Annotated in this window: 17 protein-coding genes; 8 read left to right on the top strand and 9 right to left on the bottom strand. The window is 56.5% G+C overall.

The genetic code is table 11. From position 1 onward, the window contains the following. Positions 1 to 84: 84 nt before the first annotated feature. Both LRS40_RS18370 and LRS40_RS18365 read right to left on the bottom strand, forming a co-directional pair. Positions 85 to 789, bottom strand: a complete 705-nt coding sequence (locus LRS40_RS18370) for an alpha/beta fold hydrolase (protein ID WP_231312289.1) — start codon at positions 787 to 789, stop codon at positions 85 to 87. Between the two features lie 212 nt (positions 790 to 1,001). Further along, complete coding sequence (locus tag LRS40_RS18365; protein WP_072036615.1) at positions 1,002 to 1,175, bottom strand: GhoT/OrtT family toxin; 174 nt, start codon at positions 1,173 to 1,175, stop codon at positions 1,002 to 1,004. A gap of 423 nt (positions 1,176 to 1,598) precedes the next feature. Between LRS40_RS18365 and LRS40_RS18360 the strand changes: the two genes are divergently transcribed. After that, positions 1,599 to 1,940, top strand: a complete 342-nt coding sequence (locus LRS40_RS18360; RefSeq protein WP_142489562.1) for a DUF1971 domain-containing protein — start codon at positions 1,599 to 1,601, stop codon at positions 1,938 to 1,940. Positions 1,941 to 1,944: 4 nt separating this feature from the next. Further along, positions 1,945 to 2,127, top strand: a complete 183-nt coding sequence (locus LRS40_RS18355) for a DUF1869 domain-containing protein (protein ID WP_059307860.1) — start codon at positions 1,945 to 1,947, stop codon at positions 2,125 to 2,127. A 39-nt stretch (positions 2,128 to 2,166) separates the two neighbouring features. Here the strand turns inward: LRS40_RS18355 and patD are convergent, their stop codons facing one another. The 7 genes from patD to LRS40_RS18320 all read right to left on the bottom strand — a co-directional run bounded on the left by patD (position 2,167) and on the right by LRS40_RS18320 (position 9,548). Beyond that, positions 2,167 to 3,591: an aminobutyraldehyde dehydrogenase gene (gene patD, locus LRS40_RS18350; RefSeq protein ID WP_231312288.1), complete on the bottom strand. Its 1,425-nt coding sequence runs from the start codon at positions 3,589 to 3,591 to the stop codon at positions 2,167 to 2,169. Between the two features lie 24 nt (positions 3,592 to 3,615). Further along, positions 3,616 to 4,422, bottom strand: a complete 807-nt coding sequence (locus LRS40_RS18345) for an ABC transporter permease (RefSeq protein WP_231312287.1) — start codon at positions 4,420 to 4,422, stop codon at positions 3,616 to 3,618. Next, positions 4,412 to 5,350, bottom strand: a complete 939-nt coding sequence (locus LRS40_RS18340) for an ABC transporter permease (protein WP_370462897.1) — start codon at positions 5,348 to 5,350, stop codon at positions 4,412 to 4,414. The genes LRS40_RS18345 and LRS40_RS18340 overlap by 11 nt, the downstream gene beginning before the upstream one ends. A 7-nt stretch (positions 5,351 to 5,357) precedes the next feature. Further along, positions 5,358 to 6,371, bottom strand: a complete 1,014-nt coding sequence (locus tag LRS40_RS18335; protein WP_231312286.1) for an ABC transporter ATP-binding protein — start codon at positions 6,369 to 6,371, stop codon at positions 5,358 to 5,360. A 17-nt stretch (positions 6,372 to 6,388) separates the two neighbouring features. Then, a complete protein-coding gene (gene ydcS / locus LRS40_RS18330) occupies positions 6,389 to 7,534 on the bottom strand; it encodes a putative ABC transporter substrate-binding protein YdcS (RefSeq protein ID WP_142489567.1) in 1,146 nt (381 codons plus the stop codon). 293 nt (positions 7,535 to 7,827) lie between these two features. After that, positions 7,828 to 9,246, bottom strand: coding sequence for a PLP-dependent aminotransferase family protein (locus LRS40_RS18325; RefSeq protein WP_231312285.1), 1,419 nt, complete (start codon positions 9,244 to 9,246; stop codon positions 7,828 to 7,830). A gap of 113 nt (positions 9,247 to 9,359) precedes the next feature. Next, complete coding sequence (locus LRS40_RS18320; RefSeq protein WP_142489569.1) at positions 9,360 to 9,548, bottom strand: cold-shock protein; 189 nt, start codon at positions 9,546 to 9,548, stop codon at positions 9,360 to 9,362. A gap of 374 nt (positions 9,549 to 9,922) precedes the next feature. Here LRS40_RS18320 and LRS40_RS18315 point away from each other — a divergent pair, with 374 nt between their 5' ends. The 6 genes from LRS40_RS18315 to LRS40_RS18290 all read left to right on the top strand — a co-directional run bounded on the left by LRS40_RS18315 (position 9,923) and on the right by LRS40_RS18290 (position 15,100). Beyond that, positions 9,923 to 10,951 (top strand): LLM class flavin-dependent oxidoreductase, encoded by a 1,029-nt coding sequence (locus LRS40_RS18315; protein WP_231312284.1) that lies wholly within the window; start codon positions 9,923 to 9,925, stop codon positions 10,949 to 10,951. A 178-nt stretch (positions 10,952 to 11,129) separates the two neighbouring features. Then, a complete protein-coding gene (locus LRS40_RS18310; protein WP_231312283.1) occupies positions 11,130 to 11,612 on the top strand; it encodes an Hcp family type VI secretion system effector in 483 nt (160 codons plus the stop codon). After that, on the top strand, positions 11,609 to 12,088 hold the full coding sequence (locus tag LRS40_RS18305; protein ID WP_231312282.1) for a DUF2778 domain-containing protein: 480 nt from the start codon (positions 11,609 to 11,611) through the stop codon (positions 12,086 to 12,088). The genes LRS40_RS18310 and LRS40_RS18305 overlap by 4 nt, the downstream gene beginning before the upstream one ends. 467 nt (positions 12,089 to 12,555) lie before the next feature. Further along, positions 12,556 to 13,962 (top strand): cytochrome ubiquinol oxidase subunit I, encoded by a 1,407-nt coding sequence (locus LRS40_RS18300; RefSeq protein ID WP_231312281.1) that lies wholly within the window; start codon positions 12,556 to 12,558, stop codon positions 13,960 to 13,962. After that, positions 13,962 to 14,972, top strand: a complete 1,011-nt coding sequence (cydB, locus tag LRS40_RS18295) for a cytochrome d ubiquinol oxidase subunit II (RefSeq protein WP_231312280.1) — start codon at positions 13,962 to 13,964, stop codon at positions 14,970 to 14,972. The genes LRS40_RS18300 and cydB overlap by 1 nt, the downstream gene beginning before the upstream one ends. Further along, positions 14,972 to 15,100 carry a DUF2474 domain-containing protein gene (locus LRS40_RS18290; protein ID WP_142489576.1) on the top strand — a complete coding sequence of 43 codons (129 nt, stop codon included), beginning with the start codon at positions 14,972 to 14,974 and terminating at the stop codon, positions 15,098 to 15,100. The genes cydB and LRS40_RS18290 overlap by 1 nt, the downstream gene beginning before the upstream one ends. Positions 15,101 to 15,217: the final 117 nt, after the last annotated feature.

Genomic DNA, 15,217 nt, shown 5'->3' with positions numbered 1-15,217 from the left:
GCACCGCATCCGGCAACCTCACCGGCCCGCCTGACCGTGCTGGATACAATCAGCCAACACCTTCGCCAGCGCCGACGGGTTTTCCTACGACATCGAATGCCCGGCATCGGGGATAATTTTTACCTCAATATCCTGCTGGCGCATCTCGTCCACGTCGGCATCGGGCAGCGAAAGCTCACCAAAAATCAGCCAGACCGGGCAAGGTAATTGTTGAAAACGCACGTTCCAGCTGGGCTGTACGCCTTTAACCAGACTCGCGGCACCGCGCCACACCGCCCAGGGAGCATTACTTTGCAGGCATCCTTTCCAGGACGAGGTTTCAGCCTCAAGCAGGGCCTGATAACCGGTACGGATAAAATCGTTCTCCGTCCGGGCGGCGATATCCCGGCTAAAGGCGCCACCTCCGGCATGGAAATTGGGTTCAGAAACGATCAGACCCAGCAGACGGCTATCGGCCAGTTCTGCCGTTTCGATTGCAATGCTGCCCCCCATGCTGTGCCCGTACAGCCAGAATGACGTTATGGCTAAATGGTTAAGCAGTTCAATGACCACCCGGGCCTGCGCTGAGGTTTGATAGCTGTAGGCTTCAGGTTTATCGCTGTAACCGCTGCCAGGCAGATCGATAAGGATGGCCCGACGGGAACCGAACTCAGGGTCGCAGACTATACGGGGATATTCATAAGAAGAGGCGCAGCCGAGACCGTGGATAAAAACCAGTGGCTCGCCGTGGCCGGGAAGTTCTTGCCAGCGCACCGTGCAATGGGCCTGCTGCGAATAAAAGCTGTTCATAAGCACTCCTTTTCAGATGACTGTGTTTTTATACAGGCAACCGAAGAGGAATGCTATTGCTGGAATTTAAATCTGGAAGGCGTCTTCAGAAACAGATGCCTGATGGCGCTACGCTTATCAGGCCTACGGTCAGTGCAGCAGATGAAATGGTTTTTGTAGGCCGGATAAGGTGCTTGCACCGCATCCGGCAATACGCCGCGAAGGGATCGCTGTCAGAAGAGAGAAATCAGCAGCGCGACGGGAAAACTCATCGGCCAGGTGGAGCCCACCAGAAAGGCGCTCAAAAAGCGGATGCGTTTGCGATCTTTAGAGAGAAACCAGGTGATAAGCGCACTGATCGTCGCCATGACGGCGTAAAACATTAACATTTTCTGGTACAACGTCATCTCATTCACCCAATCTGCTGTTCAATAACCGCGCGCAATATGCGGCAAATGTTGAGGCAGATCAAGTTTTTTGTTACATATTAACCACATAGATATCATGGTTAATAACAACTGAGTAGTTTTCGCTACATCCTCCGGGCATGCCTGCCTGGCACCCAAACACAATGAGGGCCGCATGATGCGGCCCTGGTTTCCGGGACTACTTCTTCACCGGCTGAGGCTTTTTATTACCCGAGTCGGGCACCTTACGGGATTTGTCTTTATCGACTTGTAGCATAAGACGCTCCTTTGCGGCCTTCGGAATGAGTAAGTATAGCCCACCTGAGGAGTACCACTTTAAAGTAGCATTTTAAATGCACTTTTTGGCAAATTCACGTTAGCGTTTCGTGCTGTAATATCCTCAGTTTTTACAGGGAGGACGTTATGCTGCGTATTCCGCAAAGTTGTATTCACACCCGTTCCACTCCGTTCTGGAACAAAGACACTGCCCCGCCGGGGATTTTCAAGCGCCATCTTGATACCGGCACCCAGCCCGGCGTTTATCCACGCCTCAGCGTCATGCAGGGGGCGGTACGTTATCTCGGCTATGCCGACGAAACCTCCCCCGAGCCCGACAGTACTCTGATTATTGAGGCCGGGCATTTTGGCGTATTTCCACCTGAACGCTGGCACCACATCGAAGTGATGACCGACGATACTTATTTCAATATCGACTTTTTCGTTGAACCTGATGTGTTGAGAAAGCCGAAAATAGAGAAGGAGTAACATCATGGGCAAAGCAACCTATACCGTCACCGTCACCAACAACAGCAACGGCGTGTCGGTAGATTACGAGACGGACGCCCCGATGGAGCTGATGATCCCGGACGTCGCCGCTCAGGTGGTGAAAGACCTCGTGAATACCGTGCGGGCTTACGACACGGAGAATGAGCACGAGGTGTGCGGCTGGTAACCGAAGGCAGCGACGCTTCGTCGCTGCCTGCTTTCCGCATTAATGCTTAATCATCACATGCCTGACCACGGTGTAATCTTCCAGGCCATAGACCGACATATCCTTGCCGTAGCCTGACATTTTCATCCCGCCGTGCGGCATTTCACTCACCAGCATAAAGTGGGTGTTCACCCACGTGCAGCCATACTGAAGATAGGCGCTGAGGCGATGCGCGCGGCCCATGTCCTGGGTCCAGACCGACGAGGCCAGCCCGTACTGGGATTCGTTAGCCCAGCCCAGCACCTGATCTTCGTCGTCAAATTCGGTGACGCTGACTACCGGGCCAAACACCTCCCGCTGGACGATGGCGTCCTCCTGCTTCGCGCCTGCCAGCAGGGTCGGCTGGAACCAGTAGCCTTTGCCGTCGTGCTTGCTGCCGCCGGTAATGACCTGCACATGCTCCAGGGCTTTGGCCTGATCCACAGCCTGACACACCCGGTCGAGGTGCGCCTGCGAGCTTAGCGGACCCAGTTCGGTGCTCTCGTCATTCGGATCGCCGATCTTCAGGCTGGCGACCGCGGCACCCAGTTTTTCCACCAGCGCCGGATAGATGCCCTTTTGCGCGTAGATACGGCAGGCGGCGGTGCAGTCCTGCCCGGCGTTATAGAAGCCGAAGGTGCGTACCCCTTCCACTACCGCATCGAGATCGGCGTCATCAAAGACGATCACTGGCGCCTTGCCGCCGAGCTCCATATGGGTGCGCTTAATGGTCGATGCGGTATGGCCGATGATGTGTTCCCCGGTGGCGATAGAGCCGGTGAGCGACACCATCCGCACCTTTTCATGCCCGGTCAGCGGATCGCCGACGGTTTTGCCCCGCCCGAACAGCACGTTGAGCACCCCTGCCGGGAAAATCGTCTGTGCCAGCTCCGCCAGCTTGAGGGCGGTGAGCGGCGTGATCTCCGAAGGTTTAAGCACCACGCAGTTCCCGGCGGCCAGGGCCGGGGCCAGTTTCCACGCCGCCATCATCAGCGGATAGTTCCAGGGCGCAATTGAGGCGACGACCCCCACCGGGTCGCGGCGGATCATAGAGGTGTGACCCTCCAGATACTCTCCCGCCGCCGAGCCGTGCAAGGTTCGCGCCGCCCCGGCAAAGAAGCGAAACACGTCGGCTATCGCCGGAATTTCATCCCCCAATACGCAGTGCAGCGGTTTGCCGCAGTTTTGCGACTCCAGTCGGGCCAGGGCCTCAGCATTGGCTTCGATGGCGTCGGCCAACCTGAGCAGGCACTCGGCGCGGCTTTTCGGCGTGGTGCGCCCCCAGCTGGCGAAGGCGCGGTCGGCGGCCTGTACGGCAGCATCGACCTGAGCGGCAGAAGCCTCCGCAATGTCCAGCAGCACCTCGCCGGTCGCAGGGTTATAGACCGGCTGCGTTTCCCCCTCGCCGTTGACCAGTTCACCATTAATCAGCAGTTGAGTTTGCATAGTATTGTCCTGTTGAAATCAACGTTATTTCCCGCTGCCGGCAACGCTCTCGCCGTCGCGGGTTAGCCACCAGGCTCCCAGAATGGGTATCGCGGTCACCAGCATCACCAGCAGGGCCACCACGTTGGTAATAGGAACATCGCGCGGGCGACCGAGCTGGTTTAACAGCCACAGCGGCAAGGTGCGCTCATGTCCGGCAGTAAAGGTCGTGACGATGATCTCATCGAACGACAGGGCGAACGCCAGCATCCCCCCTGCCAGCAGCGCCGACCCCAGATTGGGCAGCACCACGTAGCGGAAGGTTTGCCAGCCGTTGGCGCCGAGATCCATCGAAGCCTCAATCAGGCTCCAGGAGGTACGCCGGAAACGGGCGATTACATTATTGAACACCACCACCACGCAGAATGTGGCGTGACCGAGAATGATGGTAAAGAAGCCGGGCTCCAGATTGATGGTCTTAAACGCCGTCAGCAGCGCCAGACCGGTGATGATCCCCGTCAGGGCAATCGGCAGGATCAGCATTAGCGACACCGCGTTCTTACCAAAGAACTCCCGCCGCCATAGCGCCGCGGCCGCCAGGGTGCCGAGCACCAGAGCGATTAGCGTTGAGAGAGCGGCAATCTTAAGTGACAACGTCACCGATTCAATAATGTCGCTGCGCCCCGCCGCCGCGCTAAACCACTTCAGCGTCAGCCCCTGCGGTGGGAAGCTGAACGCCGCATCCTCGTTATTAAAAGCATAGATGGCAATAATCATCAGCGGGAAGTGCAGGAAGATCACCCCGCCCCAGGTGGCAATTTTCAGAAACAGCGGCGCGCGTTCAGAGTGCATCAAACGCTCCCAGGCGCTTCACGAACGCCAGATAAACGGTAATGAGAACAATGGGCACCAGCGTAAAGGCTGCCGCCATCGGCATATTGCCAATCGCCCCCTGCTGGGAGTAAACCATCTGCCCGATAAAGTACCCCGGCGGGCCCACCAGCTGCGGCACGATAAAGTCGCCCAGCGTCAGGGAGAAGGTAAAGATCGACCCGGCGGCGATACCCGGAATGGCCAGTGGCAGCACCACATAGCGGAAGGTCTGACGCGGGCGGGCCCCCAGGTCAGCAGAGGCCTGCAACAGTGACGGCGGCAGACGCTCAAGCGCCGCCTGCACCGGCAGGATCATAAACGGCAGCCAGATATAGACGAACACCAGAAAACGCCCCAGCCCGGAGGTGGAGAGCGTACTGCCCCCAATACCCGGCACCGTTAACAGCGAGGTCAGCACCGGCTCCAGCCCCATATGGCTGAGAAACCACTGCGCCACGCCGTCTTTCGCCAGCAGCAGCGTCCAGGCGTAGGCCTTGACGATATAGCTGGCCCACATCGGCAGCATCACCGCGATGTAGAAAAAGGCTTTCCACTTCCCGCGGGTGTAGCGCGCCATATACCAGGCCATCGGGAAGGCGAGGATCGCGCTGCCGACAGTGACGGCAATTGCCATCGTCAGGGTGCGCAGGATGATGTCGTAGTTGGCAGGATTGAACAGCGCGCGGATGTTGGCAAAGGTCAGGTCCGGCGTCACCGACATGGTGAAGTCATCGAAGGTGTAGAACCCCTGCCACAGCAGGGCAAACAGCGACCCCAGATAAACAATGCCAAACCACATTAGCGGGCCGAGAAGGAGTAAGAACAGCCCCAGCGATGGTCTGCGCCAGAACAGCGCCGACAGACGGCTGGCCAGGCCGTGCGGCGCCGGGGTGGGTGCCACGCTCATGTCCATTTCACCCCTCCTCATGCAGCGGCACCATGGCGTCGCGCGCCCAGGAGGCGGTCACCGTCTGCCCGGGTTCCACCCCTGCGGCCAGCGCGGCACCGGTCAGGTTCGCCTGGCTCACCAGCAGCTTTTCCCCCCCGGCAAGACGGAGCTCAAAGCGGGTGGACGCCCCCTGGAACTGCACGGCCTGCACCCGGCCCTGAACCTGAATTTCTCCCTCCCCGTCGAGGCGAATATGTTCCGGGCGCAGGGAGTAACTCCCCGTCAGGCCGCAGACGCGCTGCGCCAGGGCGTCCGTGAAAACGTTCGAGGTGCCGACGAAGCTGGCAACGAACGGCGTGCGCGGGCGCAGGTAGAGCTCGCGCGGGGTATCCACCTGTTCGATACGGCCATTGTTGAACACCGCCACCCGGTCCGACATCGACAGCGCTTCGCCCTGATCGTGGGTGACGAAAATAAAGGTGATGCCCAGCTCCTGCTGCAATTTTTTCAGCTCAAACTGCATCTGCTCGCGCAGTTTCAGATCCAGTGCGCCGAGGGGCTCATCCAGCAGCAGCACCCGGGGCTGATTAACCAGCGCCCGGGCAATCGCCACCCGCTGACGCTGTCCGCCGGAGAGCTGGGAGGGTTTGCGGGTTTCCGCGAAGCTGAGGCCGACCTTATCCAGGGCCTCTCGCGCCTGGGCCTGACGGGTGGATTTGTTAATTCCTTTTACCATCAGCCCATAGGCCACGTTCTCGAGGATCGACATGTGGGGAAACAGGGCGTAGTCCTGAAAGACGGTATTAACGTCACGCTCCCAGGGCGGGAGCTCGCTGGCGTCTTTGCCAAAAAGGGAGATTGTGCCCCCGCTCAGCTGTTCGAAACCGGCAATCAGGCGCAGGCAGGTGGTTTTGCCGGAGCCCGAAGGCCCCAGCATTGAGAAAAACTCGCCGTCACGAATCCGGATCGTTACCCCGTCCACCGCACGCACGTCGCCATACAGGCGTGAGACATCGTTAAACTCTACTGCGTACGTCATAATCCGCTCCCTGGCGCTTAACGACCACCCATGATGGCGATGTAGTCCTGCACCCAGCGGCTGTAAGGCACAAATTTTCCGCCGTTGGCGATGGGCGTTTTCCAGAACATGATTTTGTCGAAATAGTTGTAGCCGTTGGTTTCACAGCCTTTGTCGCCCAGCAGGGTGCTGGCTTTACAACCTTCCGCCACCACCGGCAATGAACCGAACCACGCTGCGAGATCGCCCTGCACTTTTGGCGTCAACGACCAGTTCATCCATTTGTAGGCGCACATCGGATGTTTGGCGTCGGCGTGCAGCATGGTGGTGTCCGCCCAGCCCGTCACCCCCTCTTTCGGGAAGACGGTGCCAATCGGCTGATTCTCGCCTTTGAGGGCGTTAGCCTGATAAGGCCAGGCGCTGGAGGCAACCACCCCTTCGTTTTTGAAATCACTCATCTGTACGGTAGTGTCGTGCCAGTAGCGGTGGATCAGCGCGTGCTGATCTTTAAGCACTTTCAGGACTGCCGCGTACTGCGCTTCGGTCAGCTGATAGGGGTCGGTGATCCCCAGATCCGGCTGGGTGGCTTTGACGTACAGCGCCGCATCGGCAACATAGATCGGGCCATCGTAGGCCTGAACTCGCCCTTTGTTGGTTTTGCCATCCGGGAGGTTTTGTTCTTTAAACACCACGCCCCAGCTGTCGGGCGGGGTCGGGAAGGTTTTGGTGTTGTACATCAGCAGGTTTGGCCCCCACTGATAGGGCGTGCCGTAGGCCTTACCGTCGACGTTAAACCACTCCCCTTTGACGATGCGCGGGTCGAGGGTTTTCCAGTTGGGGATCAGATCGGGATTAATGGGCTGAACCCGTTTTCCCATGATCAGACGCAGGGAGGCGTCGCCGGAGGCGGTCACCAGATCGTAACCGCCCTTCGCCATCAGGCTGACCATCTCGTCGGAGGTGGCGGCGGTTTTGACGTTCACTTTACAGCCGGTCTCTTTTTCAAAGGCGGTGACCCAGTCGTAGGCTTTATCGGTCTCGCCGCGTTCGATGTAGCCCGGCCAGGCAATGATATCCAGCCGACCTTCGCCCTGACCGATCTCTTTTGGCGGCTCCGCTGCCTGCGCAGTCAAAACAGTCATGCCGAGCGCGCACAGGCTGCTACGGGCAAATTTTTTGCTCATACGTCTTACTCCTGTCGTAATGAAATCAGAAGGCAGCCGTGCCGATAAGAATATCTCCTGAATTAAACGTAGACCGCGCCAATGCCGCGCACCCGGCGGGCTGTGGAAATTTCACCAGGTTGTGACCGGGGGCGCATTCCCCGGTAACTGGATTATAGACAAGGGGTTAGCAGGCGCTGGCGTTATGCATATTTCCTATGAGCGACCATAAAAAAACGCCGCAAATTAATTGCGGCGTGATTAACGGGATAAGAAAACTTTATTCAGACGCGCGGATCAATCGCGCGAAAATACTATTTTTGCGCGTTTAACATTCCGCTAATTATCTGCGCTAACTGGATCACCGCCTGCTCCTCCCGCTCTCCCCAGGCCCAGGAGGTATTGAAGCGGAAAAACGGCGTCCAGGTGTCAGAGGTGGAGAACATTTTGCCCGGCGCAATGCTGATGTGGTGCTCCAGCGCCCTGGCGCTAAGCTCCCCGGCATCGAGCGGCGCGGGCAGCTCCAGCCACAAAAAATAGCCGCTGTCGCTGTGATGGATTTTCACTTCAGCCGGCAGATGGCGCAGCAGTGCCTGCCACGCCTGCTGTTTACGCTCGGCCAGCGTGCGGCGCAAGCGCCTGAGATGGGCGTCGTAGCGTTTGGTGGCGAGATAATCCACCAGCGCGAGCTGCATCGGTGAGCTGGTGGACAAAGTGCTCATGAGCTGTAGCTGCTGAATACGGCGGGCATGTTTCCCGGCCGCCACCCAGCCAATACGGAACCCGGCGACCAGACATTTGGAGAAGGATGAGCAGTGCAGCGTCATGTCGCTGCGGTCCCAGGCTTTGGCCGGGAGCGGCTTTTCGCGGCCGTAATAGAGTTCGCTGTAGACGTCGTCCTCAATCAGCGTGACGTTATGTTCGGTGAGCAAGGCGATAAGCTGCGCTTTTTTGTCCGCGCTGAGGGTAAAGCCCAGCGGGTTCTGGCCGTTGGTCATCAGCCAGCAGGCTTTGACCGGATAGTCGTTCAGCGCCTGCGCCAGGGCGTTGAGATCGATCCCCTCGTGCACGTCGGTGGCCACCGACAGCGCCTTTAATTTCAGACGTTCAAGTGCCTGTAACGCCCCGTAGAAGCAGGGGTTTTCCACAATCACCCAGTCGCCCGGTTCGGTGACCGCCTGCAGGCTGAGATTCAGCGCTTCGAGGGCACCGGCGGTAATAACAATTTCATCCGGGGAGATGTTCATCCCCTGCTGCGCGTAGCGTCGGGCGATGGCGTGACGCAGATCGACGTTGCCCGGCGGCAGGTTCTCGATCACGCTCATGGCGGTGGCGGTCTTGCTGACGTTCGCCAGGGAGCGGTTCAGCTGCTGTAACGGAAAGAGACGCGGATCGGGAAAGGCCGAGGCAAAGGGCACCACCGAGGGATCGCGGCTGGCCTGTAACACGTCGAAGATATAAGTGTTGATATCCACCGCTTCGTCGCGCATCACCTGCGCGGGCGGCATCGGCTGCTGCCCGGTAGGACGGGCCGCGACGTAGTAGCCCGACTGTGGACGGGCCACAATGCGCCCCTGGCTCTCCAGCATCTGATACGCATGACCGACGGTCATAAAGCTCATTCCGCTGCTGGTGACCTGCTCACGCAGGGAGGGCAGCTTATCGCCGGGCTGCCAGACACCAAGCTCGATCTGCAAAATGATTTGCTGCGCCAGGCGCTGGTATTTTTTCATCGGGTTCTCCTTGCTGCATCACAGTGTATATCAGCAGGAGAAAAAAGGCAGGATTAATAAACTGTTATAGGTAGTAGTGAAGAATTCAGCAGGCGTGACGGCGCCCGACTGGCTTACTTACGAAACTCAAACGGCACCTGACGCGCATGGCGGGAGGCCGCTAAATGATCGAGGGTGATCATCGATGATTTGCAGAAAATGCACTTCGCGCCGTGTGGATTTTTTTCAGACACGTCGAAAATGGAGGTGCGGAACTGCGAACCATGACAGCACGGGCAACGAAAATGGATAGTAGAACTCATGTAAATCTCCTGAACGTAAAAACGTTAAATACTAAATTGGGCCTTTAAGGCATTAGAGGTCTGAGACAAAACTAATCAGAGCGTTCAGAGCGTAAAGATAAAACCCAAGAGAGGCTGCGGAGAGGCACAACGTGTTGAGAGATGCTTTAAGGGACTGCGACGGATATTTTTTTGGCATTCAAACCGAAAATCCATTTACGCACAACCGAAGAAAGGATGCAAGCGCTTTTCACGATAAAATTCTTTTGGTTAAGCGACTCTCTGTATTCCTTCAAATTTTTTGACCACATCTGTGAAATAAACGGCATTTCTTCTCATCCGGTAATCCGTAAAGTAAAGGTCACTGTTTTTATCTGAACCCAGGAAATCCCGACATGAAAAAGATCGGATTTTTGTCATTTGGTCACTGGACGCCCTCGCCGCAGTCTGGAACCCGTACCGCCGCTGATGCCTTGCTGCAATCCATCGATCTGGCGGTTGCCGCTGAAGAGCTGGGCGCGGATGGCGCTTACTTCCGCGTGCACCATTTCGCCCGTCAGCTCGCCTCCCCCTTCCCGCTGCTGGCGGCAATTGGCGCGAAAACCAGCCGGATTGAGATCGGTACCGGCGTTATCGATATGCGCTATGAAAACCCGCTGTATATGGCGGAGGATGCCGGTTCAGCCGACTTAATTTCCGGTGGACGTTTGCAGCTGGGCATCAGTCGCGGCTCCCCGGAGCAGGTGATCGACGGCTGGCGCTACTTTGGTTATGTACCGGGCGAAGGTGAAAACGAGTCTGATATGGCCCGTCGCCACACCGAAGTGCTGCTGGAAGCCCTGCGCGGTGAAGGTTTTGCCAAACCCAATCCACAGCCGATGTTCCCTAACCCGCTGGGCCTGCTGCGCGTTGAGCCGCACTCCGAAGGGCTGCGGGATCGGATCTGGTGGGGAGCGGGTTCGAACGCCACTGCCGTGTGGGCCGCGAAGCTGGGGATGAACCTGCAAAGCTCGACCCTGAAGGACGACGAAACCGGCGAGCCGTTCCATATCCAGCAGGCAAAACAGATCCGCGCCTACCGTGATGCCTGGGCCGAAGCGGGACACACCCGCACGCCGCGAGTCTCGGTCAGCCGCAGCATTTTTGCCCTGATGGACGACCGCGATCGGATGTATTTCGGCTCCAGTCGTAACGAAAGCGACAGCGTGGGTTACCTGGATGAGAAAACCCGTGCCATTTTCGGGCGCAGCTATGCTGCCGAGCCTGACAAGCTGATTGCCCAGCTGAAACAGGACGAAGCGATTGCGGAAGCGGATACGTTGTTACTCACCGTGCCGAATCAATTGGGCGTCGACTATAACGTGCATGTGATTGAGTCGATTCTGAAGCATGTTGCCCCGGAAATGGGCTGGCGCAACGAATAAAGAAATAACGTCTCATGTAGGTAATATTATGTGAGACGTTGCCTTCACCGAATTATTAATCCGTATATAACCACATGATTTATTTATAATAACTATAGCACGATATGCCTGGCCTTTGTCATAAAACCCTTGTTAAGTAATGCCTGTTTTTTAAGCTAACTGACAAAAGGAGTTTGACATGGCAATACCGGCCTATCTGTGGTTAAAGGATGATGGTGGCGCGGATATTCGTGGTTCCGTAGATGTTCAGGATCGTGAAGGAAGTATTGAGATATTTGGATTTGGTCACGGTCTTCATTTACCTACGGACAGTAATACCGGAAAGATAACCGGTACACGCGTCCATAGCGCACTTGTTTTTGAGAAAGAATTCGACTCTTCCAGTCCATACCTCTATAAAGCCGTTGCCCACGGGCAAACGCTCAAATCAGCAGAATTTAAATGGTATCGTATAAATGATGCCGGATTTGAAGAAGAGTACTTTAATATGCTCCTCGAAGGGGTAAAAGTCGTTTCCGTTTGTCCTCTTATGCATGATGTGAAAAATCCCTCCACTGAAAAACATAATCATCTCGAATCTATTGCTTTACGATACGAAAAAATCACCTGGAAGCACTGTGATGGAAATATTATTTTTTCTGATGCGTGGAATGAGAGATGATCCGCTGCACTTTTCATTTAAACGGTGGGCAGATGTCTACCTTAAGCTGTCCGGGGTTGGGTTTTTTCCCGGCATATTCTGGACATGCTGGTGCCAACAGAAATAATCCGGATGCTATTGCTCTGAAAAAGAAAGGTCCATTGCCTCCCGGAAAATATTTCATCGTAACCCGTTCCCGCGGAGGCATCGGATCCCGATGGCACGATATGCTCAAAGAACTGGAGAGCGGTTCGAATCGTGACTTTTGGTTTGCACTTTACCGGGATGATGGGGCTATAGATGATTTAACTTTTATTGGTAGCGTGGAACGCGGTGCTTTTCGTCTACATCCTGCTGGCACTTCTGGAATTAGTGAAGGGTGTATTACGTTGCCAAACCATTCTCATTATCGAATCCTCCATCATGCATTATTAAGCGCCGGTTCTTTACTTATTACCGCGGAGCTTAAAGCATTTGGCACTATACAGGTATATTGATGAAACCCGGTACAAGCGTAGTGATATGGCTAATGGAGTTGGCGCTTCTGTGTCTTGTGTATTCGTTATTGTGCATTGTCATGCCTGACGTCTATCTGTATGACATTTACACGGATAAGTTTGGTTTTCTAACCGAAGCACAATGGTACGACCGATACATTTTCAGTTTATCAGTGTTATCTCTGATCCTGACCTCGTTGTTAATCTGGCTTATCGCCCGTTATAGGCATAAACGCAAAATCCGCTGACAATGACGGGGCTTTGTCCCCGTCATCTCCCAGAATTATTTTATTCTCAAGCAGAATTAATGTTTAAAACTCACGAGAATGCGCTTAAAGATATAACAGGGGAATGATTTCATGCATTTCTCCCAAACTGTTATAGCTAAATTCCCCTTTTCTGTCTCTGATACTTCGCTTCCTGCCTCATTACCATAACAGCCACACCGTTTTACCCTGAGGTTGTGCATGTTTGGTTTAGATGCGTTTCATCTGGCGAGGATCCAGTTTGCCTTTACTGTCTCCTTCCACATTATTTTCCCGGCGATAACCATTGGCCTCGCCAGCTATCTGGCGGTGCTGGAGGGGCTTTGGCTGAAAAGCAAAAACCCTGTATGGCGCTCGCTGTACCATTTCTGGTCGAAGATCTTCGCCGTCAACTTTGGCATGGGCGTGGTCTCCGGGCTGGTGATGGCCTACCAGTTTGGCACCAACTGGAGCGGTTTCTCCCAGTTTGCCGGCAGCATTACCGGGCCGCTGCTGACCTATGAAGTGCTGACCGCCTTCTTCCTCGAAGCCGGTTTTCTCGGCGTGATGCTGTTCGGCTGGAACAAAGTCGGGCCGGGGCTGCATTTCTTTGCCACCTGCATGGTGGCGCTGGGCACCATCATCTCAACCTTCTGGATCCTCGCCTCCAACAGCTGGATGCAGACCCCGCAGGGCTTTGAGATCGTCAACGGCCAGGTGGTGCCGGTGGACTGGTTTGCGGTGGTGTTTAACCCCTCCTTCCCGTATCGCCTGCTGCATATGTCGATTGCCGCGTTCCTCAGCAGCGCCCTGTTTGTCGCAGCCTCGGCGGCCTGGCACCTGCTACGCGGCAACAATACCCCCGCCATTCGCCGCATGTTTTCTATGGCGCTGTGGATGACGCTGATTGTCGCCCCCATCCAGGCGATGGTCGGGGATATGCATGGTCTGAACACCCTGAAACATCAGCCCGCCAAAATTGCCGCCATCGAAGGCCACTGGGAGAACCTGCCCGGCGAGCCTACCCCCCTGCTGCTGTTTGGCTGGCCGGATATGGAGCAGGAGCGTACCCGCTACGGCCTGGAGATCCCGGCGCTCGGCAGTCTGATCCTCACCCACAGCCTCGATAAGCAGGTTCCGGCGCTGAAAGAGTTCCCGAAAGAGGATCGCCCCAACGCTACCATCGTCTTCTGGTCGTTCCGCATTATGGCCGGGCTGGGGATGCTGATGCTGTTGCTGGGGGCCGTTGCCCTGTGGCTGCGCTACAAGCAGCGGCTCTATCACTCGCGGCCTTTCCTGTGGTTTGCCCTGCTGATGGGGCCGTCGGGATTAATTGCTATTCTCGCCGGATGGGTCACTACCGAAGTGGGCCGTCAGCCGTGGGTCGTGTACGGCCTGCAACGAACCAAAGATGCGGTCTCCGCCCACGGCGATCTGCATATGAGCGTCAGCCTGCTGGCCTTTATTGTGGTCTACACCTCGGTGTTTGGCGTGGGCTACAGCTATATGGTGCGCCTGATTAAAAAGGGTCCGCAGGAAGAAGAGTCCTTCCCGACCGAAAACGATGGTCGCCCGGCCCGCCCGCTCTCGGCAGCGAGCCCTGAGTTTACTACCAAGGAGACACCATAATGGGTATCGATCTTTCCCTGATCTGGTTTGTGATAATCGTCTTCGCCACCCTGATGTATATCGTGATGGACGGGTTTGATTTGGGTATTGGCATTCTGTTTCCCGCCATTCAGGACGCCGACGACCGGGATGTGATGGTCAACAGCGTTGCCCCGGTGTGGGACGGAAATGAAACCTGGCTGGTGCTGGGCGGCGCCGCGCTGTTCGGTGCCTTTCCGCTGGCCTATGCGGTGATCGTCGATGCCCTGACCATCCCGCTGACCCTGATGCTGATCGGCCTGATTTTCCGCGGCGTGGCGTTTGAGTTTCGCTTCAAGGCGACGCCCGCGCACCGTCCGTTTTGGGATAAGGCGTTTATCGGCGGCTCGGTGCTGGCCACCTTCACCCAGGGTATGGTGGTGGGCGCGGTGATTAACGGTTTTGCTGTCAGCGGCCGCGCCTTTGCCGGCGGCCCGTTCGACTGGTTCACCCCTTTCAATCTGTTCTGCGGCCTGGGACTGGTGGTGGCCTATGCCTTTTTAGGCGCCACCTGGCTGGTGATGAAAAGTGAGAACCCGTTGCAGGGGCGGATGCGTGAGGTATCGAAGCGTCTGCTGCTGGCGCTGCTGGGGATTATCGCGGCGATCAGCATCTGGACACCGCTTTCCCAGCCCGCGATTGCCGACCGCTGGTTCAGCCTGCCGAACCTGTTCTTCCTGCTGCCGGTCCCGGTTCTGGTGGCGGTATTGGGCCTGTGGCAGTGGCGCTGCCTGAACAATCCGCACAGCCACCATCTGCCTTTCGTGCTGACCCTCGGGTTAATCTTCCTCGGCTTTAGCGGGCTGGGGATCAGCATCTGGCCGCATATCATTCCGCCGTCGATAACCTTATGGCAGGCCGCCGCGCCAGCGCAGAGCCAGGGCTTTATGTTAGTGGGCGCGCTGTTCATCATCCCGATCATCCTTGTCTACACTTTCTGGAGCTATTACGTATTTCGCGGCAAAGTCCAGCCTGGGGAGGGCTATCACTGATGAATCAACCTGTCTGGAAACGTCTGATGTGGATGGTGATTATCTGGGGCGGCAGCGTGCTGGCCCTGGCGCTGGTGGGGATGTTCTTCCGCGTGCTGATGACCGCGGCGGGGTTTAAAGCGCACTAAATACCCCTAACCCTCTCCCGGCAAGGGAGAGGGAACAGTCCATGCCCAGACAAATTCTGACAAAACCTTTTCGCGCCTTTGAAGATCCTAATAATAACCTAACTGAACTATCGGCAT

Origin of the sequence: Leclercia sp. G3L, assembly GCF_021117075.1 — a bacterium.
GTDB lineage: Bacteria > Pseudomonadota > Gammaproteobacteria > Enterobacterales > Enterobacteriaceae > Enterobacter > Enterobacter adecarboxylatus_C.
Note: the sequence above shows the minus strand (reverse complement) of the source record. Positions and strands in the feature narration are given on the sequence as shown.